This is a genomic window from Pseudomonas sp. P1_A1 (assembly GCF_056406935.1).
Genome location: NZ_JBFTZE010000003.1, coordinates 119,684 through 145,276, shown reverse-complemented (window position 1 = coordinate 145,276; position 25,593 = coordinate 119,684). Strand labels below are relative to the sequence as shown.

The 25,593-nt window shown below is 55.7% G+C and carries 23 protein-coding genes and 3 pseudogenes; 22 read left to right on the top strand and 4 right to left on the bottom strand.

What is annotated here, in order from left to right; translation table 11 throughout:
- Window positions 1-13: 13 nt before the first annotated feature.
- From AC1D2Q_RS05810 to AC1D2Q_RS05775, 8 genes are all read left to right on the top strand, one after another.
- Window positions 14-1,102 (top strand): DUF2817 domain-containing protein, encoded by a 1,089-nt coding sequence (locus AC1D2Q_RS05810; RefSeq protein ID WP_185753845.1) that lies wholly within the window; start codon window positions 14-16, stop codon window positions 1,100-1,102.
- 51 nt (window positions 1,103-1,153) lie between these two features.
- Window positions 1,154-1,585, top strand: coding sequence for a Zn-ribbon domain-containing OB-fold protein (locus AC1D2Q_RS05805; RefSeq protein ID WP_185753844.1), 432 nt, complete (start codon window positions 1,154-1,156; stop codon window positions 1,583-1,585).
- Entirely contained in the window at window positions 1,582-2,736 is a 1,155-nt protein-coding gene (locus AC1D2Q_RS05800; protein WP_046035413.1) for a thiolase family protein, read from the top strand. Before AC1D2Q_RS05805 ends, AC1D2Q_RS05800 begins: the two co-directional genes overlap by 4 nt.
- A complete protein-coding gene (locus tag AC1D2Q_RS05795; protein ID WP_199777910.1) occupies window positions 2,733-4,310 on the top strand; it encodes an AMP-binding protein in 1,578 nt (525 codons plus the stop codon). Before AC1D2Q_RS05800 ends, AC1D2Q_RS05795 begins: the two co-directional genes overlap by 4 nt.
- A gap of 35 nt (window positions 4,311-4,345) precedes the next feature.
- On the top strand, window positions 4,346-5,428 hold the full coding sequence (locus tag AC1D2Q_RS05790) for a serine hydrolase domain-containing protein (protein ID WP_052958872.1): 1,083 nt from the start codon (window positions 4,346-4,348) through the stop codon (window positions 5,426-5,428).
- A complete protein-coding gene (locus AC1D2Q_RS05785) occupies window positions 5,425-6,537 on the top strand; it encodes a CaiB/BaiF CoA transferase family protein (protein WP_477812553.1) in 1,113 nt (370 codons plus the stop codon). Before AC1D2Q_RS05790 ends, AC1D2Q_RS05785 begins: the two co-directional genes overlap by 4 nt.
- Before the next feature lie 19 nt (window positions 6,538-6,556).
- Window positions 6,557-7,318 carry an SDR family NAD(P)-dependent oxidoreductase gene (locus AC1D2Q_RS05780; protein ID WP_477812552.1) on the top strand — a complete coding sequence of 254 codons (762 nt, stop codon included), beginning with the start codon at window positions 6,557-6,559 and terminating at the stop codon, window positions 7,316-7,318.
- A gap of 156 nt (window positions 7,319-7,474) precedes the next feature.
- Complete coding sequence (locus tag AC1D2Q_RS05775) at window positions 7,475-8,458, top strand: GlxA family transcriptional regulator (protein WP_199777933.1); 984 nt, start codon at window positions 7,475-7,477, stop codon at window positions 8,456-8,458.
- A gap of 3 nt (window positions 8,459-8,461) precedes the next feature.
- On the opposite strand, the pseudogene AC1D2Q_RS05770 reads toward AC1D2Q_RS05775, so the two are convergent.
- Together AC1D2Q_RS05770 and AC1D2Q_RS05765 are read right to left on the bottom strand one after the other, a co-directional pair.
- Window positions 8,462-8,988: pseudogene (locus tag AC1D2Q_RS05770) on the bottom strand (site-specific integrase); the annotation flags it as partial.
- A 148-nt stretch (window positions 8,989-9,136) separates the two neighbouring features.
- Window positions 9,137-10,015, bottom strand: coding sequence for a LysR family transcriptional regulator (locus tag AC1D2Q_RS05765; RefSeq protein ID WP_477812551.1), 879 nt, complete (start codon window positions 10,013-10,015; stop codon window positions 9,137-9,139).
- A 156-nt stretch (window positions 10,016-10,171) separates the two neighbouring features.
- Between AC1D2Q_RS05765 and AC1D2Q_RS05760 the strand changes: the two genes are divergently transcribed.
- The 11 genes from AC1D2Q_RS05760 (at window position 10,172) to AC1D2Q_RS05710 (ending at window position 21,291) form a co-directional block, all read left to right on the top strand.
- The gene (locus AC1D2Q_RS05760; protein WP_477812550.1) at window positions 10,172-11,209 is read left to right on the top strand and encodes an amino acid ABC transporter substrate-binding protein; all 1,038 of its coding nucleotides are present in this window, start codon (window positions 10,172-10,174) and stop codon (window positions 11,207-11,209) included.
- Window positions 11,210-11,244: 35 nt separating this feature from the next.
- Window positions 11,245-12,399 carry an amino acid ABC transporter permease gene (locus tag AC1D2Q_RS05755; protein WP_477812549.1) on the top strand — a complete coding sequence of 385 codons (1,155 nt, stop codon included), beginning with the start codon at window positions 11,245-11,247 and terminating at the stop codon, window positions 12,397-12,399.
- A gap of 2 nt (window positions 12,400-12,401) precedes the next feature.
- Window positions 12,402-13,496, top strand: a complete 1,095-nt coding sequence (locus AC1D2Q_RS05750; RefSeq protein WP_477812548.1) for an amino acid ABC transporter permease — start codon at window positions 12,402-12,404, stop codon at window positions 13,494-13,496.
- Window positions 13,493-14,263: an amino acid ABC transporter ATP-binding protein gene (locus AC1D2Q_RS05745; RefSeq protein WP_477812547.1), complete on the top strand. Its 771-nt coding sequence runs from the start codon at window positions 13,493-13,495 to the stop codon at window positions 14,261-14,263. Before AC1D2Q_RS05750 ends, AC1D2Q_RS05745 begins: the two co-directional genes overlap by 4 nt.
- Window positions 14,260-15,213 (top strand): isoaspartyl peptidase/L-asparaginase, encoded by a 954-nt coding sequence (locus AC1D2Q_RS05740; RefSeq protein WP_122554970.1) that lies wholly within the window; start codon window positions 14,260-14,262, stop codon window positions 15,211-15,213. Before AC1D2Q_RS05745 ends, AC1D2Q_RS05740 begins: the two co-directional genes overlap by 4 nt.
- A 73-nt stretch (window positions 15,214-15,286) precedes the next feature.
- Window positions 15,287-16,408: an alpha/beta hydrolase gene (locus tag AC1D2Q_RS05735; RefSeq protein WP_477812546.1), complete on the top strand. Its 1,122-nt coding sequence runs from the start codon at window positions 15,287-15,289 to the stop codon at window positions 16,406-16,408.
- Between the two features lie 287 nt (window positions 16,409-16,695).
- Window positions 16,696-18,039 (top strand): OprD family outer membrane porin, encoded by a 1,344-nt coding sequence (locus AC1D2Q_RS05730; RefSeq protein WP_477812545.1) that lies wholly within the window; start codon window positions 16,696-16,698, stop codon window positions 18,037-18,039.
- A 74-nt stretch (window positions 18,040-18,113) separates the two neighbouring features.
- Complete coding sequence (locus AC1D2Q_RS05725; RefSeq protein WP_477812544.1) at window positions 18,114-18,491, top strand: hypothetical protein; 378 nt, start codon at window positions 18,114-18,116, stop codon at window positions 18,489-18,491.
- Window positions 18,488-20,119 carry a methyl-accepting chemotaxis protein gene (locus AC1D2Q_RS05720; RefSeq protein ID WP_477812543.1) on the top strand — a complete coding sequence of 544 codons (1,632 nt, stop codon included), beginning with the start codon at window positions 18,488-18,490 and terminating at the stop codon, window positions 20,117-20,119. The genes AC1D2Q_RS05725 and AC1D2Q_RS05720 overlap by 4 nt, the downstream gene beginning before the upstream one ends.
- Before the next feature lie 632 nt (window positions 20,120-20,751).
- The gene (locus AC1D2Q_RS05715; RefSeq protein ID WP_477812542.1) at window positions 20,752-21,108 is read left to right on the top strand and encodes a hypothetical protein; all 357 of its coding nucleotides are present in this window, start codon (window positions 20,752-20,754) and stop codon (window positions 21,106-21,108) included.
- Window positions 21,109-21,150: 42 nt separating this feature from the next.
- Entirely contained in the window at window positions 21,151-21,291 is a 141-nt protein-coding gene (locus tag AC1D2Q_RS05710) for a hypothetical protein (protein ID WP_477812541.1), read from the top strand.
- 49 nt (window positions 21,292-21,340) lie between these two features.
- Here AC1D2Q_RS05710 and AC1D2Q_RS05705 read toward each other — a convergent pair whose 3' ends face one another.
- Window positions 21,341-22,291 (bottom strand): hypothetical protein, encoded by a 951-nt coding sequence (locus AC1D2Q_RS05705; protein ID WP_477812540.1) that lies wholly within the window; start codon window positions 22,289-22,291, stop codon window positions 21,341-21,343.
- Window positions 22,292-22,753: 462 nt separating this feature from the next.
- Here AC1D2Q_RS05705 and AC1D2Q_RS05700 point away from each other — a divergent pair, with 462 nt between their 5' ends.
- Window positions 22,754-23,656, top strand: a complete 903-nt coding sequence (locus AC1D2Q_RS05700; RefSeq protein WP_477812539.1) for a LysR family transcriptional regulator — start codon at window positions 22,754-22,756, stop codon at window positions 23,654-23,656.
- Window positions 23,657-23,806: 150 nt separating this feature from the next.
- On the opposite strand, the pseudogene AC1D2Q_RS05695 reads toward AC1D2Q_RS05700, so the two are convergent.
- Window positions 23,807-24,165, bottom strand: a pseudogene (locus AC1D2Q_RS05695) (serine hydrolase); the annotation flags it as partial.
- A gap of 568 nt (window positions 24,166-24,733) precedes the next feature.
- On the opposite strand from AC1D2Q_RS05695, the pseudogene AC1D2Q_RS05690 reads away from it, so the two are divergent.
- Both AC1D2Q_RS05690 and AC1D2Q_RS05685 read left to right on the top strand, forming a co-directional pair.
- A pseudogene (locus AC1D2Q_RS05690) lies at window positions 24,734-24,904 on the top strand (Arm DNA-binding domain-containing protein); the annotation flags it as partial.
- A 110-nt stretch (window positions 24,905-25,014) separates the two neighbouring features.
- A complete protein-coding gene (locus AC1D2Q_RS05685; protein WP_122554963.1) occupies window positions 25,015-25,569 on the top strand; it encodes a DcrB/PsbP domain-containing protein in 555 nt (184 codons plus the stop codon).
- The last annotated feature ends 24 nt before the right edge of the window (window positions 25,570-25,593 follow it).

Below are 25,593 nucleotides of genomic sequence, written 5' to 3'. Positions count from 1 at the left end.
TTACGCAGACCCGATGGCGGAATCCGCGTTCAGCGCCACTTATTTGCAGGCGCGCGAGAAATTTCTGGCGTTAGTGGCTGATCGTGATGCGCAGCTCGTGTCTGTAGTTCACCCAACCGAGCGCGGGGCCGAGGGCGAGGACCTTGCTATAGACGTCGCGACGTTCGGCAATCCCAACGCTGAAAAGACGTTATTCCTAGTCTCAGGAACGCACGGTCAGGAAGGTTTCCTCGGCTCGGCGCTGCAGATCGCCTTCCTGCGCGACCTGGAGATTCCGGACGGTGTAAACATCGTAGCCCTGCACGCGCTTAACCCTTGGGGGTTCTCGCATCTATCGCGAACCGACGAAGCAAACATTGATCTCAATCGAAATTTCAATGAGGGCGCCTCGAACCTCATTGATGACGAACTCTATCCCTCGCTTTTCCGTGCCCTGTGCCCCGACGACTGGACCGAGGAAACGATCGACTGGAGTACGATTCGTGATGAGGTCGTTCGAGAACATGGCTTCAAGCGGATGGTCACTGTTTTAGCAGGAGGACAGATTATCGAGCCGACCGGCCTCAACTTTGTTGGGCACGGAGCGTCCTGGTCGCGCACCGTAGTGAGTGAACTGCTGCCGCAGATATTTGCAAAGGCTAAGAAGATCGCTTTTATCGAGTGGCACACTGGCCTCGGAAAATTCGCCGAGCTCAGTCATCTTTGCAGCTTCCAGCCAGGTTCGCCGGCTTATGAGCGAGTGTTCGGCTGGATGGGAGAAGAAGCCCGCATCTCTTTCGCGGCGACCTTCGAATTGACGGCGGGCGAGGCACCTTCTTACGAGGGGCTTTTTTCTGCATGGCTTCCCGTTACAGCGCCGCATGCAGAGTGGACTGGGTTGCTGATTGAGGTTGGCACTTACGACAACATTACCGTTGGCGACGCCGTCAGAATGGACCGTTGGCTGAGATTCGGGAGTGGGCACTCGTCGACACCGCGAGAAGATATGCGCCGGATGATGATGGACCGTCTCAATCCCAAAGAGCCTGAATGGCGGTCCAGGGCCTTGGCAAATGGACTGGATGCACAGCGTCGTGCGCTGTCGGGGCTAAAAACCTGGTGAGGCCATGTGTGCGGAGCTTCCAAATAGAATAAGAACATCGGAGAGAGAATTATGAGCGATATGCTCGCAGTACCCATTGCCGCCGTGCCCTATGTAGTGATTGATCGGGACGGCGACCATCATCTTGTCGGCAGCCAGTGCACGCAATGCGGTGCGACGTTTCTCGGTCGAAGGGTCGCATGCGCTGCCTGCGGTGCAAATGATTCCATCGACCATATTCGGCTTGCTAATACTGGACGAGTTCGTACCTGCGCGGTCATCAATCGCAGCTATCCAGGCATTGCGGTCCCATTTATTGCTGCGGTTGTCGAGATCGATGGCGGCGGAGTCGTGCGGGGAACCTGGCATGGCTCGATCCCATCGGACCCTGTAGCTGAGGTCGGTCGTCCGGTAAGGATTTGCATCGAGGACACCGGTCAGCGTGACGCTTCGGGACGGGCCTATTATTCCCAGATTTTTCGGTCACTGGAGGCTACGGTATGAGCGATGTGGTGATTGTTGGGATCGACATGATTCCGTTCGGACGCTTTCCGGACCGTAGCCTCGAGGATTTGGGAGCCGATGCGGCACTGAGAGCTCTCGCAGATGCACGACTCACGATCCATGATGTTGAGTCGTTTTATTGCGGCAGCGCGCTTCAGGCGACTGCCTTCCCCGGCCAGCGCATCCTGCGTCAGATTGGCCAAAAAGCGATGCCGGTGCTCAATGTCGTTAATGGTTGTGCTACTGGTGCTTCCGCGTTCCGAGAGGCTGTTCTAGCCGTGCAGAGCGGTCGACATGACGTCGCGCTGGCGGTCGGCGTCGAGAAGATGGATCGTGGTCTAATCGTTATGCCCGGACGTCCTGTGGGCTTTCAGGAGGAAGGCGCTATTGGCACTATCACGACGCCTTGTATGTTCTCCCAGGCCGGCGTGATCCACAGTGCCGCCTATGGCACTACGTTCGAACAGTACGCGAAAGTGTCGGTCAAGAACCATCGTCACGCGACGATGAACGAGAAAGCCTTCGTCCGTCGAGAGTTTACGCTTGAGGAAATCATGGCGTCGGAGATGATCTCTTATCCCAACACCAAGCTGATGTGCTCGATCAATGTCGACGGCGCAGCCGCTGCGATCGTAACCAGCGAGGCGTTCGCTCGCAAGCATGGCCTTATGAACCGAGCGGTCCGTGTTCGCGCTGCATCCCTGCTGGCCAGTGTGCATACCGAATTGGAAGATGGCTTGACCGACTTCAATGAAGTGACCCGCGCGACTGCGAGTCTGGCGTATGAGAGTTCCGGCATCGGCATCGAAGACATTGACTTGGTTGAACTGCACGATTGTTTTGCCACCGCCGAACTTCTGCACTATGAAAATCTCGGTATCTGCGAGAGGGGGGGGAGCGGCGCACTGATCGACAGCGGCGAGACTGCGCTGGGCGGCAGGTTACCGGTTAACGTCTCGGGCGGATTGCTTTCGAAGGGGCACCCGCTCGGCGCGACTGGGATCGCTAATCTTTACGAAATATGCCTCCATCTGCGCGGCGAGGCAGGTGCTCGGCAGGTTGCGGGGGCGCGCCTTGGCCTTGCACATATCGTCGGAGGTATGACCGACTATGGATCGGCCTGCGCCGTACATATATTGGAGCGCGTATGACCATGTCTTCACTTGCTCTGGAGGTTGCGCGGGCCCATTCGTCAGGGCGGACGTTCGAACATCTGAACGATCTATTGTTGAATGCGCTGCGGACCTATCACGATAGGATACTGCTCCACAGTTGTGATGGGCGCAGCTTTAGTGGTAGGGAAGTCGAGAGAGAGATCGCGCGTTATGTCGCGGCGCTCAAGCGGCAGGGTGTTTCCTTCGGACAGACCGTAGGGCTACTATCCGGCAATTGTATCGAAGTGCTGTTCGCGCAGCATGCGATCAGCATCATCGGCGCGATATTCACACCCTTTCATCCGATGGGTGCGCCCGCTGATTTTGCATATGTCCTCAATGACGCCTCCATCGAAGTAGTGATCGTCGACAAAGAGCGCGAAGCGGATATTGCCAAGGCGATTGTTCTGTCGGGATGCAGTCCGCATGTTCTGACGCTCGGCGGCGGTGGAGAAAATGATCTTTTTTTGCTGGCCTCGACGGAGGAAGCAGATCGGATAGATCTGCTGCCGATCAACCCCGAAGCGATCGCGCGTATCGTCTATACAGGTGGCACGACCGGCGTTCCAAAAGCGACATTGGCGAGTTACCGTACGATGTCGACCATGTTCGGCATTCAGCTCGCGGATTGGCAGTGGCCGGATACTATCCGCCAGCTTCTGGTCGCACCGCTCAGTCATGTCGGCACCATCTGCTTTATACCGACTATCGTTCGCGGGGGGACTCTCTATGTCGAGAAGGGTTTCGATCCGTCCCGCGTTCTCACCGTCATCCAGCAGCAGAGAATCACGTGCATGTTGATGGTGCCGACGATGATCAGCGCTCTTTTGGATCATCCGCACCTGAAGAGCTTCGATGTTTCTTCGCTTGAGACGATTTTCTACGGCGCATCGCCAATCACACCGACACGGCTGCGGGCTGCGATCGCGCATTTCGGGCCAGTCTTTTTCCAATTTTATGGCCAGGCCGAGGCGATGACGACGGTAACGATCATGCGCCGCGAGGAACATGATCTGTCTTCCGACCTGCGGCTCTCGTCTTGCGGGCGTCCAGTGCCCGAGGCTGAAGTACGGCTGCTCGACGCAGATGGGAAGAGCGTGCCCGATGGAGAACCTGGTGAGTTGTGTGTGCGGGGGCCGCTGGTGATGAGCGGCTATCTGGGTAAGCCCGCCGAAACAGCTGACGCGCTCAGGGGTGGTTGGCTGCACACTGGAGATGTTGCCGTGCGCGATCCCGATGGGTTTCTGCGCTTGGTTGACCGGGCGAAGGATATGGTTATCACGGGCGGTTTTAATGTCTATCCGCGCGCAGTGGAGGATGTTCTCGAAGCACACCCCGGAGTCGCGACAGCCTGTGTATTCGGTGTTCCCGACGAGCACTGGGGTGAGATAGTTTTGGCTGCCGTCGTTCTGAGGACCGCCGATACCAGCGCTTCTGAGCTGATGGCCTATGTCCGGGAGCGCAAAGGGGCGGTGCAAACGCCGAAGCGTATCGAGATTGTCGACCGCATCCCGTTGACCGCGGTCGGCAAGCCTGACAAAAAGAAACTGCGGCAGATGTTCTCGGCATAGTGCGGTATCAACAGGCATTTGAAGAGCAAGTAGCAATGACAAGAAAAACTAAAAAGCAGCTTGGCTATGACATATCAACCAGTTCCCTACGCGACTATCTTTGCTCGCTAATGGAGGAACGAAGTATTCCAGGCCTGCAGATTGCAGTGATCCGGAAGGGAAGAATCGAACTGCTTGATAAGTACGGCATCGCCAATATAGAGCATCAGGTTCCTGTCAGCCACGAGTCTATTTTCTCGATCAATTCGATGGCTAAAGCCTTTACCGGCGTCGGGGTGATGCAGCTGGTCGAGGACGGTCAACTCGACCTCCTCGCAACAATTTCCACCTATCTCGACGATTTGCCAGAGCATTGGCGGGCTATCACGGTGCATCAACTTGCGACCCTGACTGCGGGCGTTCCCGAAATCATGGTTTATACCGCCGATAGTAACTTACGGCTGATTGGCGATGGCACCGAGGAGAGCGCATGGCAGACGGCTTATGCCGCACCGATGGAATATCCGACGGGCAAGGGTTACAGCTACAACCAGACCAGCTATGCGCTGCTCGGCAAGATTATCGAACGTCTGAGCGGCAAGTCTTTTACCGACTTCATCGTTGATCGACAGTTCGCAGTCGCCGGTATGCCGAACACGCGTTATTTCACTGATCAGGACATCGTTCCGAACCGTGCCGATACCTATATGAATATCACGACCGACGGCGAACCGGCCGGGAAGATGTTCAAGAGCGCGCTCAATTGGCCGCCTGTTCTGCGACCAGCAGCGGGACTACACAGCACCGCCGAGGACTTGGCAAATTGGGTTATCGCCCTCCAAAGTGGTTTGCTGCTCAAGGAGGCGTCTAGCATCGATACGATGATGACTGCGACGCCGATGTATGACGGAAGTCCGGGTATATGGGGCATAGGCTGGCACCTGGGTAAGAGCGCGATGGGCGGCGTACCCGCGCCAGGCGGTGGAGCCAAGGCGCAGGTCGTGTTGTATCCGGACGGGCTTGGTATTGTATTGCTGACCAACCTCCTGGGCGCCTTTCCGGAGCATCTCGCGCCGGTGAGAGCGGAGCAAATCGACTTGGCATTCATCGACCCCATCGCTCGGTATTTATCATCGTGACCATTATTTCCGGAAAAGGACCTCTGGCAGGCATTCGTATCGTCGAGTTCGCGAGTATCGGACCGGGACCGCATTGCGCGATGCTGCTTAGCGATCTAGGGGCCGAGGTCCTGCGGATCGACAGGGAAGGGGGAAATGGATGGCCGAACGCGATAGCCGATAGAGGTCGAGCAACGACTACTGTCGATATTCGTACGCCCGAAGGCAAAAGCTTTTGCCTGGAAGCCTGTGACATGGCAGACATGATTATTGAGGGTTTTCGGCCCGGTGTGATGGAGCGTCTAGGTCTGGGGCCTGATGTCCTACTCGAGCGCAACGCGCGGCTGATATACGGACGCATGACCGGTTGGGGCCAGGACGGTCCGCTCGCTCAAACTGCAGGGCATGATATTAATTATATTGCGCTTGCTGGCGCTCTGGATGCGATCGGCGAACCAGGGCGCAGATCTATTCCTCCGCTCAATCTGCTCGGAGATTTTGGCGGAGGGTCCATGCTGCTGGCATTCGGTCTTGTCGCCGCACTCTACGAGCGGGAGCGATCGGGGCGCGGGCAAGTCGTAGATGCGGCGATCGTAGATGGCGTTGCATCGCTGATGAGCTTTTTCGACGGCCTGCGGCAGAATGGGAGGATTTCGCTTGATAGGAGTGAAAACGTCCTGGCGGGCAACGCGCCCTTTTATCGCACCTATCTATGCAGGGATGGATGCGAAATCGCGGTGGGCGCCCTTGAGGAAAAATTCTACATGCAACTTATTAACATGATCGGCGCGCCTGCCGATTTTCTCGCCAACCAATATGACAGTTCAAATTGGGAGGGTCGCGCGGAGAGGTTGGCGGAAATTTTCGCGCAACGAAACCTCGCCGATTGGATGGCCCTGCTCGAAGGGAAGGATGTCTGCGTCACGCCGGTCATCAAGCTGAGCGAGGTGCAAGATCATCACCATATGAAAGCGCGTTCTACCTATGTCGAAAAGGATGGCAGCGCTCAATGCGCCCCCGCCCCGCGTTTCTCACGGACGCCTGGCGAGATTCAGTGTCCGCACGTTGCAAGCGAGCTTTTGGATAGATGGCGCTCGGCGCCCTCGCGTTGCAACGCTAACTCTGATTAGTCATCGTAAGGAGAAGAACATGGAGATTAAAGGGTTTGCCGCTATCGTAACGGGCGGCGCATCGGGTTTGGGGTTCGCAACTGCCAAAAAACTCGCAGCTCACGGCGCGCATGTCACGCTGTTCGACCTCAACGAAGAGGCCGGGCACAAAGCTGCTGCTGAGATCGGCGGGATTTTCGTCAAGGTGAATGTTGCGGATGAGGCCAGTGTTGAAGCAGGCCTTGGTATCGCCGAGCGTGCGCATGGCGTCGCCCGCATCCTCGTCAACTGCGCGGGCGTCTCGCAAATCATGAAGACCGTCGGCAAGGAGTTCGTGCCGCATACACTTGATGTCTATCGACGCGCGATTGAAGTTAACCTGATTGGCACGTTTAACATGATCGCCAAATTCGCGGCGCGCGCCGCCGCGGCAGAAGAAATTGACGGCGAGCGAGGCGTGATCGTCAACACCGCCTCCGTCGCGGCATTCGATGGGCAGATAGGGCAAGTTGCTTATGCTGCGTCAAAGGGAGGCATCGTTGGCATGACACTTCCTGCTGCGCGTGATTTGGCGCAGTACAAGATTCGCGTGATGACGATCGCGCCGGGGATCTTCCTTACCCCCATGCTGGAGGGCTTGCCGCAGAATGTCCAGGATTCGCTGGGCGCGCAGGTTCCTCATCCCTCTCGCCTCGGCAAGCCATCTGAATATGCCCTGATGGTCGAAAGCATAGTGCGTAACCCGATGCTGAACGGCGAGGTGATTCGACTCGACGGGGCTATCAGGATGGCGCCGCGATAGACGCAGTTTTTAAAGGGGGGCAGCATGAGACGAATATCGTTACGCGGTAGGGTAAACGGTTACCGAGAGGCAGCTAGTTCACCAGTCAAATGACGTTTTCTCAAACGTAAAATAGTGGGCCCAGGATTGATCGAACGACGCCAATTTAGCGGAGGTATGAAGGGGAAAAACCTACGCTATCTTATTCAGAGCCCCGGTGAGAGTACTCTGACGGTTCGGGCAGGATTTTTGCTACTCGAACATTTCTCGCTGCCCGCGTTCACCCAAGTGCTGGATACGATCGTCACCGCGAATCTTATGCGACCCAAGTCGTTCTGTTCCCGAACGTTCGGTTTGAACGATGGGGACGTCGTCAGCGATCTGGGCTTGGTTATTCGGCCAGATGCTCGTATCGATTGTTTAGTCATTAAAGACTTGGATTTGCTAGTTATTTGCGGCGGCTACAGGACTGAGCTCAAGGCTACAGATGAGTTCATCCATGCGTTAAGAGCTGCTTCAGACTTGGGCATCAGTCTGGCCGGGGTGTGGAATGGTGCGTGGTTCCTGGGACGTGCAGGATTGCTTGACGGTTACCGTTGCGCGGTTCACCCCGAACATCGTCCCGCGCTCGCCGAGTTCTGCAAGGCGACGCAGGTCAGCAGTGAGCCCTATGTCATTGATCGAGACCGGCTTACGGCTTCCAGTCCTTCTGGGGCGTTCCATATGGCATTGGACTGGATCAAGGGACTGTACGATAAGGCACTTGTAGAGGGTATTGAGAACATCCTTTCTTTCGAAGAGTCTCGCTACCGGCGCATAAAACCTACTGAAAATATTTGTTTGAGCGCGCCTTTACGAGAGGTGGTCAAGTTGATGGATGCCAACCTCGAAGAACCTTTGGAGTTGGAGCAACTGGCGGTCTACGCTGGCCGTTCACGCCGGCAACTCGAGCGCTTGTTCAGGGATCAGCTTGGGACAACTCCACAACGTTATTACCTGGAATTACGCATCACAGAAGCGCGTCGATTACTTCAACACACGGAGCTCTCGCAAGTCGATGTGCTGGTTGCTTGTGGCTTTGTTTCGCCAAGTCATTTCAGCAAATGCTATAGCTCGTACTTCGGATACAGGCCCTCCAAGGAAACGCGGCACGTTAAATAAAACTTATTTTTGAGTCGCCACATACGCTGGAAAAGACAGCATCGACTCGTCTGGCGTGTGCTCGTAAGTTGAGGACAGCACCGCACTGAGTCGATCGCTTAACAGGTTCCAGGCGCTTTCTTCTCTTCGGCATAGTTGTGGTGCAAGTAATTGCGCCTCACCCAGGAGCCTGCCATTACATGATTTTGGCAGAGATCGATGACACCCAGGCTAACGCTTAAGGCGTGCATAATGGTGGCCCCCGTACGGCGCAGGTCATGCGGAGTCCAGTCTTCGTTCTGACCCTCGGCAACTTGACAAGGACCAGCATATCGTCATGAAGCCGTCTTGAGAGGGCTTTACGGTTTTTGAACCGGGCCTGGCAATCGCCTACCTACTTGCTCACCACTTTCACGGCCACTCGCCCGCCATCCTGCATGTTCGGAAAACACCACTGGGAGTCTCCCGTCAGGGTCTTGAGCTCCTGAAAGAAATGCAAAACGAAGGGGGGAGAGAAAGACATCGTGGTCCTGTTTCTTGCCCCAGGTGCCTTAACCTTCACCCGTAGGCTATGGTGACCCGTCGTATGTGCAACGAGTTTACTTCAACAGTGATAAGTCCCGGGTAGCTTCGGCGATCGTTAATGATTCGAGCTAGATGCACTGCTTTATTGGAGGGGACATCTTCAGCTATCCGCAATCAAGCACCCGCGAGACGCGCCCATAACGCTTGCGCCTGCGTATTCCGGTTACCCAGCCAGCGCACCAGGATCACCTCGAGATGATCAGGATCCATTTGCGGGTACAGCCTGACCAGCTCGCCCTGTTCAATCATTCCCGCGACCATGGTGTGGGGCATGCAAGCGACACCGTGGCCGTTGGCGACCATGGATTTGAGCGCCTCGGACACCGTCGCTTCGAATACCCGTTGCAGGCGTTCAGGTTGAGGGTGGCGACTGACTTGGGTACGCGATAGCTCGTGCAATTGGGCGCTGCGAGAATAGGTCAGCCACGGAATCGGGCCGTTCGACTGCGTGCAATGCTCAGCCAATTGCGGTGTGGCGACCCAGTAAAGCTCGTCGTGGCCCAGCGACAGTGTTTCAAACTCTTCACGGTGGGCGTAAGCCTGCGACTCAGCTTCCCGATAAAACAGGATGAAGTCGCATCGGCCGGACAGCAAGGCCATGTAGTAATCATCCGTGCTGCGGTAGCTGGTGTCGATGCGGGTAAACACCCGCTCGCCTGGCGGCAGTGCGTGGCTGATCCAGTCCGGAAAGAAATTGCAGGCCAGGGTATGGAGCGACGCAAAGCTCAACGGACAATCGAGAATCTTCACGCTCTGCTCGCAGTCCCTTGCCAAACGCACCAGTTCCAAGGCGTTCGGTAGCAAGGCCTGGCCGGCGACTGTCAAGCGAATGGGATTTTTGCTGCGGTCGATCAGGACTGCGCCCAGGCGCGTTTCCAGCAATTGGATGCGCCGACTCAAGGCTGATTGTGATGAGCCGCRCATGCTCGCGGCGGCGGTAAATTTACCGGTGTCAGCCAACGCGAGAAAATCCTCATACCACTCAATATCCATAGTTATTCCATTAGTCGATAGGCTGAACCAGAAAGTGAATCAATCGGCGCTAACGTTATATTTCGATGGGTAGGTATTGTATTGATGAACCCAAGCCTGCAAAGACTCTGGGGGCATCTTCGATCATAAGAACAACTACCGTCTTGAGGCAATGTTATGCATAAAGTGAATGGTCTGAACGCGTTGCTCAAGACGTGCTCGCTGGCGTTGATCATGTTCGGCGCCTGCACGGCACATGCGGGTGCGCTGGAAAACGTAAAGGCGCACGGTAGCCTTCGTTGTGGCGTCGCCAGCGACAAGCCGGGGTTTTCGATCATCGATAACCAGGGCCGATGGACCGGGATGGATGCTGACCTTTGCCGAGGCATTGCGGCTGCAGTGCTGGGAGATGCGAACAAGGTGGAGTTCATTGCGACCACCGGCAAAAACCGTTTCACCGCACTCGCCTCTGGCGAGATTGACGTGCTGTCGCGTTCCACTTCCTGGACTGCCGACCGAGTGGCGAGCCTGGGCGTGGACTTCACCGCCATCTGGTTTTTCGACGGGCAAGGCTTCATGACGCACGCCGAAGACAAGATCGGAAAGCTCACCGACCTGGCAGGTGCCACCTTTTGCCTCTCGCCAGGTACGACCTCGGAGCAAAACCTTGCGGACTATTTCGGCAAGCGCGGTTTGACCTTCCGCACGGTGGTCATTGAGAAGAGCCCTGAACTGTTCGCCGCCTTCCAGAAAGGCCGGTGCAATGCCATCACCAACGACATGTCCGGTCTGGCGGCACGCCGCGCGTTGTTCAATAACCCTGACGATTACCCGCTGCTGCCCGAGGTCATTTCCAAGGAGCCGCTGGGGGCCTACGTCGCGCAGGGCGATGCGGTATGGCGCAATATCGTGACCTGGACAGCCTATGCGTTGATTACGGCCGAAGAGCTGGGCGTGGACTCCGACAACGTCGATAAACTGCACGCGGACAAAAACGTGTCAGCCGATGTAGCGCGTTTGCTGGGCACAGATGGCAACGTCGGCAAGGCGTTCAGCCTGGACAGCGATTGGGCGTACCGGGCGATCAAACAGGTCGGCAACTACGCGCAGATTTATAACCGTAACCTCGGCCCACAAACCGGTTTGAACTTCCCCCGTGAAATGAACCGCCTCTGGAAAGACGGCGGGTTGTTGTATGCGCCACCGATCCGCTGAGTGGCCAACTTCAATCAACGAAACGGGATGTAGTCATGTGGACCCAACGTTTTAACCGTGCACGCCTGCTGAGTGCGCTGCAGCAGGGGCTCGTGCTGTTGCTGGTGGTGCTGGTGTTTTATGGCCTGGCACACAACGCAAGCATCAACCTCAAAGCCCTTAACATTGCGTCCGGTTTCGGCTTTCTGACTGACCGGGCAGGCTACGACATCAGTTTCCAGCTGATCGACTACGCGCCGTCCGACAGCTATGGGCGGGCGTATCTTGTCGGCCTGCTGAATACCTTGCTGGTGTCCGTCATCAGTATCGTGCTGGCAACGCTGATCGGTGTGCTGCTGGGCGTTGGCCGGGTTTCAGAGAACTGGCTGGTCAATCGCCTTTGTGAGCTGAGTATCGAGTTTCTGCGCAATGTGCCGTTGGTGGTGCATCTGATCTGGTGGTACGGATTGATGCTCGCACTGCCCAGTGTGCGCCAGGCTTTCTCGCTGGCGGACGTGTTCTTTCTGAGCAACGCGGGCCTGCAGGTGCCGTGGCCGCAGGAGGGCGCAGCCATGGGCTGGGGCCTTGTATTGATGGGAGTGGGCGCACTGTCCGCCATCGTCGCCTTCAGGTGCCGTGATGCACGTGCCCGCTGGCGTGGTTTTACGCCACGCCGCTGGCCGTGGGTGGTCGCGTGCGCGTTATTGCTGCCGATGCTGGTGTACGCGCTCAGCGGTACTGCGTTGCACTGGGACGTGCCGACCCGCCAGGGCTTCGGGTTTCACGGCGGCGCCACGCTAGTGCCGGAGTTGCTGGCGCTATGGCTGGCGCTTTCTTTCTACAGCGCCAGCTACATCGCTGAAACGGTGCGTGCCGCTATCCAGGCGGTGCACCGAGGCCAGTACGAAGCAGCGAAGGCGCTGGGCTTTGTGCGAGGCACCGCGATGCGTCAGCTGATTGCACCGCAAGCGCTTTACGCCATGGTCCCGCAAATTACCAACACGTACATGAACATCGTCAAGAACTCGTCGCTTGGCGTCGTGGTTGGGTTCATGGAACTGGTGTCGTCGACCGGCGGCACTACGTTGAATCAGACGGGGCAGGCTATCGAATGCATCGTGCTGGTGATGGCGACCTATTGCGTGATCTGTCTGGTGATTTCTCTGGCGATGAATTTCTACAACTATCGCATCAGCAAGCGGGGGCACTGAGCATGAATGAACTGACTCATATCGTCCCGGTGCGTTTGCCTCCGCAGGCAACTTTTACGGTGCGTGTCTGGCGCTGGGTGCGCCAGTCGATGTTCCCCAGTGTCGGCCACTCGTTGTTGACCCTGCTGGTGCTAGCACTCCTGGCATGGTGCATCCCCAAGGCACTCAGCTGGCTGGTGCTGGACGCGACGTTCGTCGGCAGTACCCGTGACGCCTGCAACCCTCATGCAGCCTGCTGGTTGCCGGTGATCGAGCGCTGGAATCTCTTCGTTTACGGTTTCTACCCGGAGGCGCAGCGTTGGAGAGTCAACCTGGCATTCCTGCTGGCCGCCGGCGCGTTCGTCCTGCTGTTTTTCAAACGTCTGGACCGCCGTGCCTTACTGGCATACCTGGTGATGTTGCCGCTGCTGATGTGGTGGCTGCTCAAGGGAGGGGCAGGTTTGCCAAGCGTCTCGTCGACGCAGTTTGCCGGCATGACCGTGACCGTGATGCTGGGCACCATCGGTATGATTTTTGCGCTGCCGCTGGGCATCTTGTTGGCGCTGGGACGGCGCTCGAAGAAACCGGTCATCCGTCTTCTCTGCGTGCTGTACATCGAGCTGGTGCGCTCGGTACCGGTGATCAGTCTGTTGTTCATGGCGTCGCTGATGATCCAGTTGTTCCTGCCGCCGGGCGTGGCATTCGACATTCTTCTGCGGGTGCAGGTGGTACTGATTCTGTTCACCGCCGCCTACATGGCCGAAACCGTACGCGGCGGCTTGCAGAGTCTGCCCAAAGGGCAATACGAGGCCGCACAGGCGCTGGGCTTCGGTTACTGGAAAACCATGGGGCACATCATTCTGCCGCAGGTACTTCGACAGACCATTCCGCCGTTGCTGACTCAGTTTATTGGCCTGTTCAAAGAAACCACGCTGGTAATGGTTGTTGGCGTTCTGGACATCGTCGGCATCGCCAGCAGCACGGCCGCGTCTGCTGACTGGGCGGGGCATGACCACGAGATCTACATATTCCTTGCCATTTACTTCTTCATCATTTGCTTCGCGTTGTCGCGTTATGCCCGGCATCTCGAAAATAACCTGGAGCATGACCGCTCATGAGCATCGCCAATCACACCGATAGCGGCCCTGTGGTGCGTATAGAAAACCTCAACAAATGGTATGGACAGACCCACGTGCTGCGCGACATTTCCTTGTCGGTGGCGGCGGGCGAGAAGCTGGTGATTTGTGGGCCTTCGGGTTCCGGCAAGTCGACACTTATTCGTTGCATCAACCAGCTCGAGCAGCACCAGCAGGGCACGATCGAAGTCCTGGGCGAAGCACTCAACGGCAAGCGTCTTGAGCAATTGCGCCGCCAGGTGGGTATGTGTTTCCAGAGCTTCAATCTGTTCCCGCACCTCACGGTGCTGAAGAACTGCACACTTCCTCAAACGGCCAACCTGGGCGTGCCGGTGGCCGAAGCCATCGAACGCGCATTGCAGTTGCTGGATGAGGTGAAAATGCGTGATCACGCCAATAAGTATCCCTCGCAGCTGTCCGGCGGCCAGCAGCAACGCATTGCCATCGCGCGCGCACTTTGCATGCAGCCACGGATCATGCTGTTCGATGAGCCGACCTCCGCGCTGGACCCGGAAATGATCGCCGAAGTGCTCGATGTGATGACCGGCCTGGCCGAAGACGGCATGACTATGATCTGCGTGACCCACGAAATGGGCTTCGCTCGCAAGGTTGCCGACCGAGTGGTGTTCATGGATGGCGGTGAAATCATTGAGCAGGCGCCGCCTTCTGAATTTTTCCATTCGCCGCAGTCGCCGCGCACTCAGCGCTTTCTCAATCAGATTCTGAACCATGGGGCGCAGCCAGCATGACGTCTCCTATCGCAATTGCGTTGCATGGTGGGGCCGGTGTACTGCAAGCAGGCGTTTTGAGCGCCGAAGACGAGAACACCGTGCACACCAGTCTGCTAAGCGCGCTCAAGGCTGGACTGAGCATTTTGGAGGAGGGCGGCAGTGCCCTCGATGCTGCCCAGGCCAGCGTGGTGGAGCTTGAGGAGTGTCCCTGGTTCAACGCTGGCAGAGGCGCCGTATTCACGGATAAGGGCGATCATGAAATGGACGCCGCGATCATGAGCGGCGACAACCGTGAAGCGGGCGCGGTGGCCGGGATCCATTTTGCGCGCAACCCTATCAAGGCTGCGCGTGCGGTGCTTGAGTACAGCGACCACGTGCTGTTGTCCGGCGTCGGTGCCGACCAGTTTGTTGCCGCCCAGGCGCTGGAGCATGTCGACAATGCATGGTTCGACACCGAACTGCGCCGCAGGCAATGGCAAGCCCAACGCCTGAGCCCACAAACGCTCAGCCTGGAGCCCGGTGGCATTGAGAAGAAATTTGGCACGGTGGGGGCAGTGGCATTGGACCGCAGCGGCCAGGTGGCAGCGGCTACGTCCACGGGAGGCATTACCAACAAACGTTACGGGCGCATCGGTGATACGCCGCTGATTGGTGCCGGCACCTGGGCCGATAACCGAAGCGCGGCCATTTCCGCCACCGGGCATGGCGAGTTTTTCATTCGATGTGCCGTCGCTCACGACATCTCCGCGCGCATGCGTTACACCGGCGCCAGCCTGCGCCAGGCGTGCGACGAGGTGGTGTTGGGTGAGTTGAAAGCGTTGGGTGGCAACGGCGGCGTGATTGCGGTGGCCCCCAACGGTGACACCGAGCTGGTGTTCAATACTCCCGGCATGTACCGCGCCTGGCGCGATGCCGAGGGCAGGTTGCATACGGCGATCTACGCCGGAGAAGATCGCTTGCACGTTTAAGAGGCAACTCCCCGAGCGTTTTTGACGAATGTTGATGTTGTTATCAAGACCCCCTTCAACCTGGAGCGCAATGATGAAAATAATAAAAGCTTTAAAGGACGCCAAAAGTGTTCTGCTATGTGTCCCTTTGTCCATCGCATTGTACGGATGTAACCACATACCGCCGAAAGCGGTGGTCGCCAACGCCAACGCCAACGCCAACGCCGACTCCGAACTTGATGCGCCGGTTAAAAAAATAGGCAATCAACAACTGCTCGTCCGTGGCCCACGCGGTGAAGGTGTGATTCCGGTGTTTGCCAGTGGTGATATCAATGCGGTAGCGCCGGACGTAACGAAAGTGTTTATCGTCATACATGGCACACTCAGAAACGCCGATACTTATTTCGCAACGGGTCAACAGATCCTCGCAGGCGCTGGATCGTTGGGCAACGGCACAATGATGGTTGCCCCGCAATTTCTGACTACACCGGATGTGAAAGCCTTCTCGCTGCCTGCCCGAAGTCTGGCGTGGACACAGGAGGGTTGGAAAGGCGGAGAGCCGGCGGTTGGTCCTGTACCCCTCAGTTCGTTTGCTGCGCTCGATGCTTTGCTTGAGCATTTTGCCGACAAACGCCGCTACCCGGCGCTGTCAAGCGTGGTGTTGATGGGGCACTCCGCTGGCGCACAGATTCTGCAGCGTTATGCGGTGGTGGGGCGCGCCGAACCGATATTGGCCCATGCCCGTATCGATCTTCACTACGTAGTTGCCAATCCATCCAGCTATTTGTACTTCAGTGACGAGCGGCCCGACAGCCAGGCTATTGCCGGAGGCACGTGCCCGGAAGCAACAAAATGGAAATATCAACTCAAGGATGCCCCGGAATATGTGTCATCGCAAAATGTGGAAAAGCTGGAATCCAGCTATGCAGCGCGCAATGTCGTCTACCTGCTCGGTGAAGCAGATACAGACCCCTACAAGCATTTCATAGATCGTTCCTGCGCGGGCATGTCGCAAGGGCCTTATCGGCTTGCACGAGGACTTGCTTATTTCGATTATATGAAAAAGCGGCACTCGGCAGACTTGAAGCAGAAGGTGGTCATAGTGCCAAGCGTCGGCCACGATAACCTGAAAATGTTTACGTCGAACTGCGGCATGGCTGTGCTGTTTAATCAGGCTATACCCAAGACTTGTCCGGTAATAACTGGCGCCAAATAAAGTCTTCTCAAAACAACGGGAAGGGACTCTCGAGTCTATCGTTGAATGGCGAATTTCCAGGCGTGTTTGATTGGGCTCTACGAGCAAACAAGCAAATAAGGCGCTCTGTGCGTTAACGCTTGAGTCTACAGGTCAAAGGTCTTAGACGCTTTATTACTAACAGGGTTGCCCACCAGTGATAATCATTAGTGGGCTGACCCGTAGACTAATTCAACTATAAAAAATGCGCCGCCCTTTGCTGCGGTGTTAATAAGCCACGTTCGTTGGCAAACTACTTGGGGTGCAGTATGAACAAGAAAACTCTGACGGCGGCCATTGCGCTTGCCAACCTCTCTTCGTTCAGCGTATATGCTGGCGAAGTCGGCGCAGGCGACTTTCTCTCTGGAACCAAGGCAAGTCTCAGCTCGCGCTCCATGTATTTCAATAACGACAACCGCGACGGTGGAGCGGATCAGAAGGAAGCCGCCCAAGGGTTCGTATTCAATTATGCTTCAGGCTATACACAAGGCACCCTTGGATTTGGCCTGGATGCTCAACTACTCACAGGGATACATTTGGATGGAGGCAGGGGCAGTCACCCTGACAAAAACACCTTCTCTCCCAGTGACTCAGATGGTTCTGCTGAAAAAAGCTGGAGTCGCGCTGGAGCCAACTTGAAGTTCAGGTTATTGGATACAACACTGAAGGTGGGGAGCGCGCTGAGCCCCGACTTGCCGATTCTTAATGCCAGCGAAAGTCGTGTGCTGCCTCAAACTTTTCAGGGCGGCATGCTGACCTCTAACGCGTTTAACGATGTCACGCTGAACGTCGGCAAGATCACTGACGCTGTTGGCCGTGCATCCAGCAATAGCTCCGGGCTATCTGTATCAGGGGCGACACAAGACTCCAACAGTTTCCAATTTGCGGGAGCAGACTGGAAAATCACGAGGAATTTGACTGCTCAAGCGTATCACGCTCAACTCAAGGATTTTTACAATCAAACGTTTCTTGGCCTTGTGTACCTGGTGCCGCTCGGCAATGACCAAACACTGAAAACTGACCTGCGTTACTTCGATAGCAACTCCGAGGGTAAGAACGGTGCCAGTGGCTATCGCTTCAACAACAATGGAGGTTACGCGAAAAATGCAGGTGAGGTTTCAAACAAGACCTGGAGTGCCATGTTTACTTATGCCATTGGGGGGCACTCCATAATGGCAGGCCATCAGCGTGTAAGCGATGACGGCGGGTTTGTGTGGGTCAACAATGGAAGTATCGCTGATAGCCGTGGACGTAATGAGGGCCAAGGCGGGTCGGATTTCTATCTGTTTACCAACAGCATGATCAATCAGTTTGCCCGTGCAGGGGAAAACACGACATTCGGCCAATACAGCTTCAACTTCGCCTCTTTGGGCTTGGCCGGCCTGAAAACGAGCGTCGCTTATTTGCACGGTGACGACATCAAGGATGTTAAAAAAGGCAGTGATCATTCTGAATGGGAGCGCGACATGCGCGTTGTTTATACCGTGCAGCAAGGTCCGCTGAAAAACCTGAGCGCAACACTGCGTCACGGCGTTTATCGAGGCGACGGCTCGGGCGTGTCCAGCACTGACCAAACCCGTCTTATTTTCGACTACACCTATAACTTTATGTAATGCACGTAACGTTCTCAGCGCGCAAGCGCTGAGGATTTGCAGGTCAGTGAGTCTTTTTATACAGGCAGCGTTATATGACTGAATGGAGTGATACGGTTATGAAGTTTCACCTCTCACTAGTTGCAATCAGCGCGCTACTTCCCTCACTGTTTATTGCTTCAGTGGTACAAGCCGGCACGCCGTTGCAGCAGGGACGATCAACGCAATCATTTATTGTGTTGTGTGACTGCGCAACACCTGCGCAGCGCACACGAATCCAGCAAGTAATAAAGAGTGCTGGCGGTAGAGTTTTTTATACGTACGAACATCTTGGTGGGTTTGCCGTCGAGGCGTCTCAGTCAGTTGAACCAGCGCAACTGGAGCAGACATTGCGCCGCATACCAGGTGTGAGTTCGGTGGAGCCCGATGGCGAGGCTCATACCAACTCCCGCAATCGAGTCGAGCAACCATGACGCTTCGTAATCTTGGCATCGCCCCGCGGGCCTCACTTTTTTTTACCTGCATGGCCCTGCTTGTACTTGTTCTCGGTGTAATGAGTCTGCACAAAATGGCCGATCTGTATCACACGACCCAGTCAATCGTGAAGGGCGGATTGGCCCCCACCCGCCTGTTGGGAGAACTGGCGGACACGACAGCGCGCCTTCGCACGATGTCTTATGCGGTGTTGGTCAACCGTAGCGGTGGCCGGGCAGATATTGAAAAATCAGACGCGCGTGTGGAAGAGCTGACCAAAAAAGCAAAGCGCATCGTCAATGACTACGAATCGCTGCTCAATGGCGATGAAGAATCTGCCAAGTTTCGCGAGTTCAAGGAAGCGCTTGATAATTATGTAAGGGCTCAGGACGAACTGCGCAAGGCATCGCTAGCCAACCGCGAAGATGAGATCCGGGGGTTAATCAAAGGGGATCTCAAGAAGTACTCAAGTCAAATGGCGCCGCTAGTGGACTGGCTGCTGGAAGATAACCGCAAGGATTCAGAAGCCGCAGTCGTTAAGTCCTCCAGCAACTACCTTACCGCACGAAACGTTATCATCGCAGTGCTTATATTGACGGCTGTTTTGACCGCCTTACTGGCAGTCGTCCTGACGCGGAGCATTGTTCGTCCTCTCAATGATGCCGTACGGGCGGCYGAAGATGTTGCGCGAGGTGATCTGACCCAGACCGTGCACATCCAGGGGCGTGATGAAGTGACGCGTCTGCAACAAGCTTTGGAAACTATGCAAACCAACCTTCGCGACACCTTGCAGCAAATTTCAGGCTCGGCGGCCCAATTGACGTCAGCCGCTGAAGAGCTCAACGCCGTGACCGAAGATGGCTCAAGTGCACTTCAGCAGCAGAATAACGAAATCGAGCAGGCTGCCGCTGCTGTCAATGAGATGACGGCTGCGGTTGAAGAAGTTGCAAGCAATGCCGTGAGTACATCGACCGCTTCGCAACAGTCCAGTGCTTCGGCGATGCAGGGCCGTCAGCGAGTCGAGGAAACAGTCAATGCCATTGAGCGGATGAACACAGATGTCGAGGTGACGGCTGAGCAAGTCAGCAGCCTGGCTGAGCAGACGCGGGACATTGGCAAGGTGTTGGATGTCATCCGGGCCATCGCTGAGCAAACCAACCTGTTGGCTCTCAACGCGGCTATTGAAGCTGCTCGAGCGGGTGAGGCTGGCCGAGGCTTTGCAGTCGTTGCCGACGAAGTGCGTGCGCTGGCTTACCGTACCCAGCAGTCCACTCAGGAAATTGAGGTGATGGTCAGCGGCATACAGCAAGGCAGCAGTAAGGCAGTGGCGTCGATGCAAAACAGTAGCGTTCTCGCCCAGAGCACGCTTGAAGTTGCCCGCAGTGCGGGTGAAGCACTAGAGGAAATTACCCGTAGTGTTGGCGAAATCTCCGACCGTAATCTGGTTATTGCCAACGCCGCCGAAGAGCAAGCCCAAGTGTCTCGAGAGGTTGACCGCAATCTGGTCAACATCCGTGATTTATCATTGCAAACATCGGCAGGTGCCCATCAGACCGCCTCGGCGAGCCATGAGCTTTCGCGCTTGGCGGTTGAGCTGAACCAGTTGGTTAGACGGTTCAAAATATAGGTCGGATCACCTCTGATGTTTCTGAGGGCTCGGCCAGTACGAGTCCTCAATGGGCACTATTTCTGTAGCCAGCGCGCAAAGAAAGACTACTAGCGTGTAGAGATCCAGCGATATCGGCTACTGTCGGACAATTGCTTCAGTTTGCACGCAAGTAGACGCACTTATAAAATTGCCTTCTAACAAGCCTTAATCCTGCGTCGCCAATAGTTACTATGACCGGCTCCGGCGTTTACATAATAATTAGCATCCTTCCTGAACCCTGACTGAACTGATCGGTAGATTACAATTTTCTATAGAAATGCTGCTGCAGCGACATGGCATACTGAGATCGAAAGCACATGTAACAAGCAGAGTACAAAAACTTGCGCGGTATAAAAAGATTATTTAAATCACACTCTGATTATCGCTGCTATGCGTTTTTAGATGATCATGGCTGCTGCCAGGGGTTTATGCACTCTTGTGTGCCGCCGCTCGGTGAAAATTGGGTCGAAGTCATGGAGATCCGTTTGAGTTGGTTACAAAGCCCATTGCCCGCCAGTACTCGGGTAAAGCAACGGCCTGAACACTCATAGCAACGCGACACATCAGCCTGTTGAAGGGACCGCGACGGGGGACAACATAGGAGTTTCTCAATGAAACCTAGCTTTGAGCAACATATTCAAGACGTTTTCGAAAACGCAATGAATGCGGCAGAAATAGCAGCGATATTAAGTAATACGGATAATTCGAACGCTGACAACAAAAGTGTGCGTGGCCATGCCGACATTGTTGTGATTAATGCAAGCGAAAGGCTCCTGGACGCTCTTGTAAAATGCACGAAAGTCGCTGAAGTAAAACCAGACCTTTGGGTATTGGGTGATTTCACGCGTCGGCTGGTCGACTATTCACTCTTCGTCAAGGAGGCAGCAGTTGACGCCGCACTACGGGTATTGTCTGAGGGCATCGAGAAAGCGGATGGCCAGTTTCGAGCGCCTAGTTGGGTCGAGTAAAAAGTTTCTAATGCCGAGGCTGGCTTTAATACAGAAAGCTGAATGGGGCAAACCTATCGTATTTTACTGACGGCCAGTTTTGTCCAGCAACTCAACGGCACGGTTGTCCATGGCGATCTCGGGTATGCGACTCGCATCATTACTGTCGGTGGGGGTGTCGATGCGGTGTGGCGTTTGTGCTGATGCGTCAGGCAGTCGCGGGACGCTTATGCGCCCGCGCTGCGTAGCAGGCTTATGGCGCCGTCACCGGTACGGCTCGGTATACGGAGACTTGGTCTGAACGTACGGTTTCTTTCAACACGTAGGTCGACCCCTCTTTGATGTTGATCTTCCAGTGTTTGTCGGCTGTTGATGCTTTTGCGTTAAAGCCTGACTCAGGCACGTTGTCGAAGCTGTCGTATCGGTACAGGTTGTACGGCACACCTGGATTGAGCCCCGATACGGTGACTGTCAAGTTCACCTTCGCAGGAGCAGGACGAGTATTGGAGCCTTCGCTCATGGCCGGTTTTTCTTCATTCACGTCGGTTGTCAGACGAACCGGCAGGGTCTTGCCGTCCCGGTCGATAACCCCGGTTATGGCTACGCCATAGTTTTTTGCGCCGCTAGGCAATGAATACACCGGTCGATTCTCGTCATTGGCTTCTTCTCGGTTCGCCTGAAAAGCWGCGAACTTAAAACGGTAAAGATATGCCGGTTTCCCATCGGGCGACCAAAGGCCGTTATCGCTGAACGTAATGACGTCATCAGCGTAATAGGCAGCCGGTTGAGTGACTGGGTTTGTAGACGACACACCGATGACGGGAACGATATGGTCGTACTCACCATCGCCTTCGCCCCCATCTTCATTTTCGAATTGGGAAAAATTTTCGTAAACGCCGATGATGACCGGATAGCCGGACACCACATTGCCTTTGACCCATGCCAGGAATTTATTCGCGTTCGGCGTGGTAACGCTGTCCCACTCAACAGCTTTCAAGCGCATTTGAGCCGCGGCAGCCCCGTCGTTCACGCCCAATAGCAACTGGCTGCCCCGCTTGGATTGTTTGGTGTTCGGGCTGGCAATTGCACGGGCATCGAACTGTGAAACGTATTGGCCATAGTAAAGTCCGGCACTGATAAGCGCTGTCTCACCGCAATAGCCATAGTTCGCTTCCCATTGAAGGCGTGGGGGAATGTCGTTCATTTGGGTACCGTTTTTTGTAGCGCTTATACCTGTCGAGCGGGGCTGAGTGTCTGCTGCATGAGCCATTGAGAACGGCGCACACAGTGTCAGAGCCATTAACAGACACAGAGGTCTTGGGGGAGTGAAAGGGCGTTTCATGAGCAGGTTGAAGTCAAACATTCTTATCACCTTACTGCGTGGATTGAGAAGTGGGGTATTGATCAACGTCGAAGAAGTCAGCGTGCTGACAGGTCATGCGGTGTCTCCAGGTCACGCACCAGTCGATCCAGCAGAGGCACGCCCCAACCTACGCCGCGAGAGGCTTGGCAGAAGGCCAAGCGTCATGAACGCGACGGTTAAGGATTTTTGCTTTCACAGCAGGTGATCAGCGGAGCCTGTCGTTTCACAAAACATATGGCGATACCGTGCAGATGTGAAATCTATTTTGTTGTCTATCAAAATAAAAATTGCTTATGATGCGAAATGCTCAAATATGCCCATAGCTTCTGTGTCCTTGCCCAAGAGCTGCACTTCAGCAGGGCCGCTTCACGCCTTCACCTGACGCAACCGGCGTTATCCCACCAGATCAAGAAACTGGAGGAGGAAATTGGCTGCACGCTGTTAATCAGATCACCGCAAAAAGTGATGCTCACTGAGGCTGGCCTCATTCTGGCCAAGGAGCTGGGCGTTGCTCTGAACCAGATGAGCAATGCTGTCCAGCAAGCTCAGGATGCAGAGCGTGGTGATGCAGGCGCTTTGGCAATCGGCTATTGCGAACTTCCGGAAGCCGGGCGTATGTCGCTGATCATCCGGTGCTATACGGCCATGTACCCGGGTGTCGAAGTTACACTGCGCAAAATGTCCACCAACGATCAGGTTGTCGCGCTTGCCACTGGCTCCATCGATATCGCTTTTCTTCACCCCCCCGTGAACGCTGCCCAATTGATGATGCGGCCAGCTGGCGATGAGTGGATGGTGGCTGCGCTGCATGCCAATCATGCTTTGGCTGCCCGTCCCACGTTGCGATTGGCAGACCTTAAGACTGAACGTTTGATTGTGTGTGCCGAAGAAGCCGGAGCCTTTATGTACAACTCCATATTGGCTGCATGCGGCAGTGCGGGATTTCAGCCAAGACTGCGTGAAGAAAAAGACAGTTGGCATACCATGCTGGACCAGGCAGCCTCGGGTTTGGGAGTCGCGTTTGTACCCCAATCCCTCACGGGTGGTGGCAATTCACATTTAGTCTTTCGTGCAGTGGATGACCTGAATGTGAAACTGGAAACAGCTATAGCGACCGCTGCGGATCCATCTCGTCCGGCGGTGAGCCGGTTTCTGGAAGTTGCAAGAGAGTGTCTGGCTAAATGCACACCGGCTGCTTCAATGTAGGCGCCAAGCCCTGCCAGGCCAACGAATGATGAATGTACTCAACTGAAGTCGCTCATAAAATCTTCCGGTCTGAATCCCTTCCCGACAGCAAATAGAGCAAAGAGAACCTCCGCGAAGATTCTTCGCGTGTATCAGCAGTTCCATTTGGGGTTAGAAAACCTGAGCTTTGGGAGGGGATTGCGTACGTTTGAAGGCGTAGCCCGATGCACTGAGACCGTTAATCTGGCGGCTGACGGTATCTCCCAGTCCATAGCCGTTACCGGCGAGCACGGCATGGGCGTTGTCCACAGGCAGCAGGATATAGTCGATCAGAGGCTCGTCGTGCAGTTGGCCGCGGATGATCAGGAAGCCATTCTCAAGGTGCACGCTGAGGCCGCTCAAGGGTGGATCGGGCTCATGGGTACTGAGTACTTGATAAGTGCCAACAGTGCCGGCCCAGGCGGGAGGGAGGGAGGGGGGTCAATACGCTCACCCATTTCGGTGCGCTGGCCATGGTTGCGGGCCATGAGTGAAGTGCCAGCCCTGCCAACTCACCTTCCTGAACCCGACGCGGAAGGCGATGATGTCCACCTAAAAGGCGAACCCTTGGCGGTGGAGATCAGCGGCAGAGCCGAGCAATGTACCTGCGCGCCATCCCAGCGAAATAGATACCGTTGGCTGAGTGACTGCTCCCGCCCCCGATTGGCTGTCGATAGAACTCGGCAGCGTGGCTTGGAATTGCTACTTCTTTTCCTCTTGATATAGCTTGAAAGCAAGTCCAGAATCAAGTCCATTCCTATTTTAGAATCACAGAAATCCCTTAGATTTCAATGAGTAGGATGCCCGATACGAGTCTCGTTTCCCGCTCCATATTGTGATCTACAGACTTCCATTGGCGTCTGTAGGTATTTGAAAAGAGGAGCTTCGGCTCCTTTTTTCGTTCCAGCAAACGCCACGAAAATCCACCGACAGCCAGCGTTTTTGAGGCCAGAATTGAGGCTAAGGAGTACGGGTGGCGCCGGTTCCGGGTTGTTGCTGGGGTTGGATCGGGATGACCAGCAGCATCGAGCCCAAGTCTCACCACTTAGGCGTTTGATGATGGCACTCTCTGATTTGGCCGTGCGGCAAGCCAAGGCCGCCGAGAAAACCTACAGCATCCCCGAAACTGACGGCCTAGGCCTGGTGGTCACACCCACCGGTGGCAAATCGTGGCATCTGCGCTACTACTGGCTCGGCAAGCAAAAGCGCATCTCCTTGGGCACTTATCCGACACGCTGCGGCTGTGAACAACATCCTGGGCAAGTGAGTAGGCATGTAAGCTAGGCTGTTCGCACGACAGGCCGTCGGTATTCGACGGCCTGAAAACAAAGGCGCTATCAATGTCGAAGCATTTGCTGTTGGGCTGGCCCCGTTCCTTGTGCGTGCTTGCTGTCTTGAGCGGCGCGGCCACCATGGCAGTTGCTGCCCCGCCTGAAGAAACCGCTACGGCGGCATCGGACACGCAATCGGTGTCCTTGGTAGGCGGCAAGTTGAAGTTCGTGCTGAAAGGCGTCGAGGCCCGTCCCTTGAACAGCGAGAACGGCGGCACGATGTACTTCGATCCGAAAAGCGAGCGGGCCATCATCGTTACCGAAGGTCCGGCGCCGACTGCGGGCACCACCCCGGACGCTGCGTTTCGCCTTGCCGTGGATACCGTGAAGGAAAAGCAGCAGGCCGCGTCACCCAACTTTCGCATGACTAGCGAGAAGACCATACAGGTGAACGGCTTGAAGATGTACCGCCTGGACGGCACCGACGATTTCAACGGCCTGAAACTACTGATGGCCTCGTTGATGACGATGAACGATCAGAAGATCACCATCATCGAAGTGATGTCCAGCGTAAACGACCCGGCCGGCCATACCGCTGCGTTGAAGAACATTCTGGGCAAGTAAATCGCAGGTTTCCGGATAGTAGGC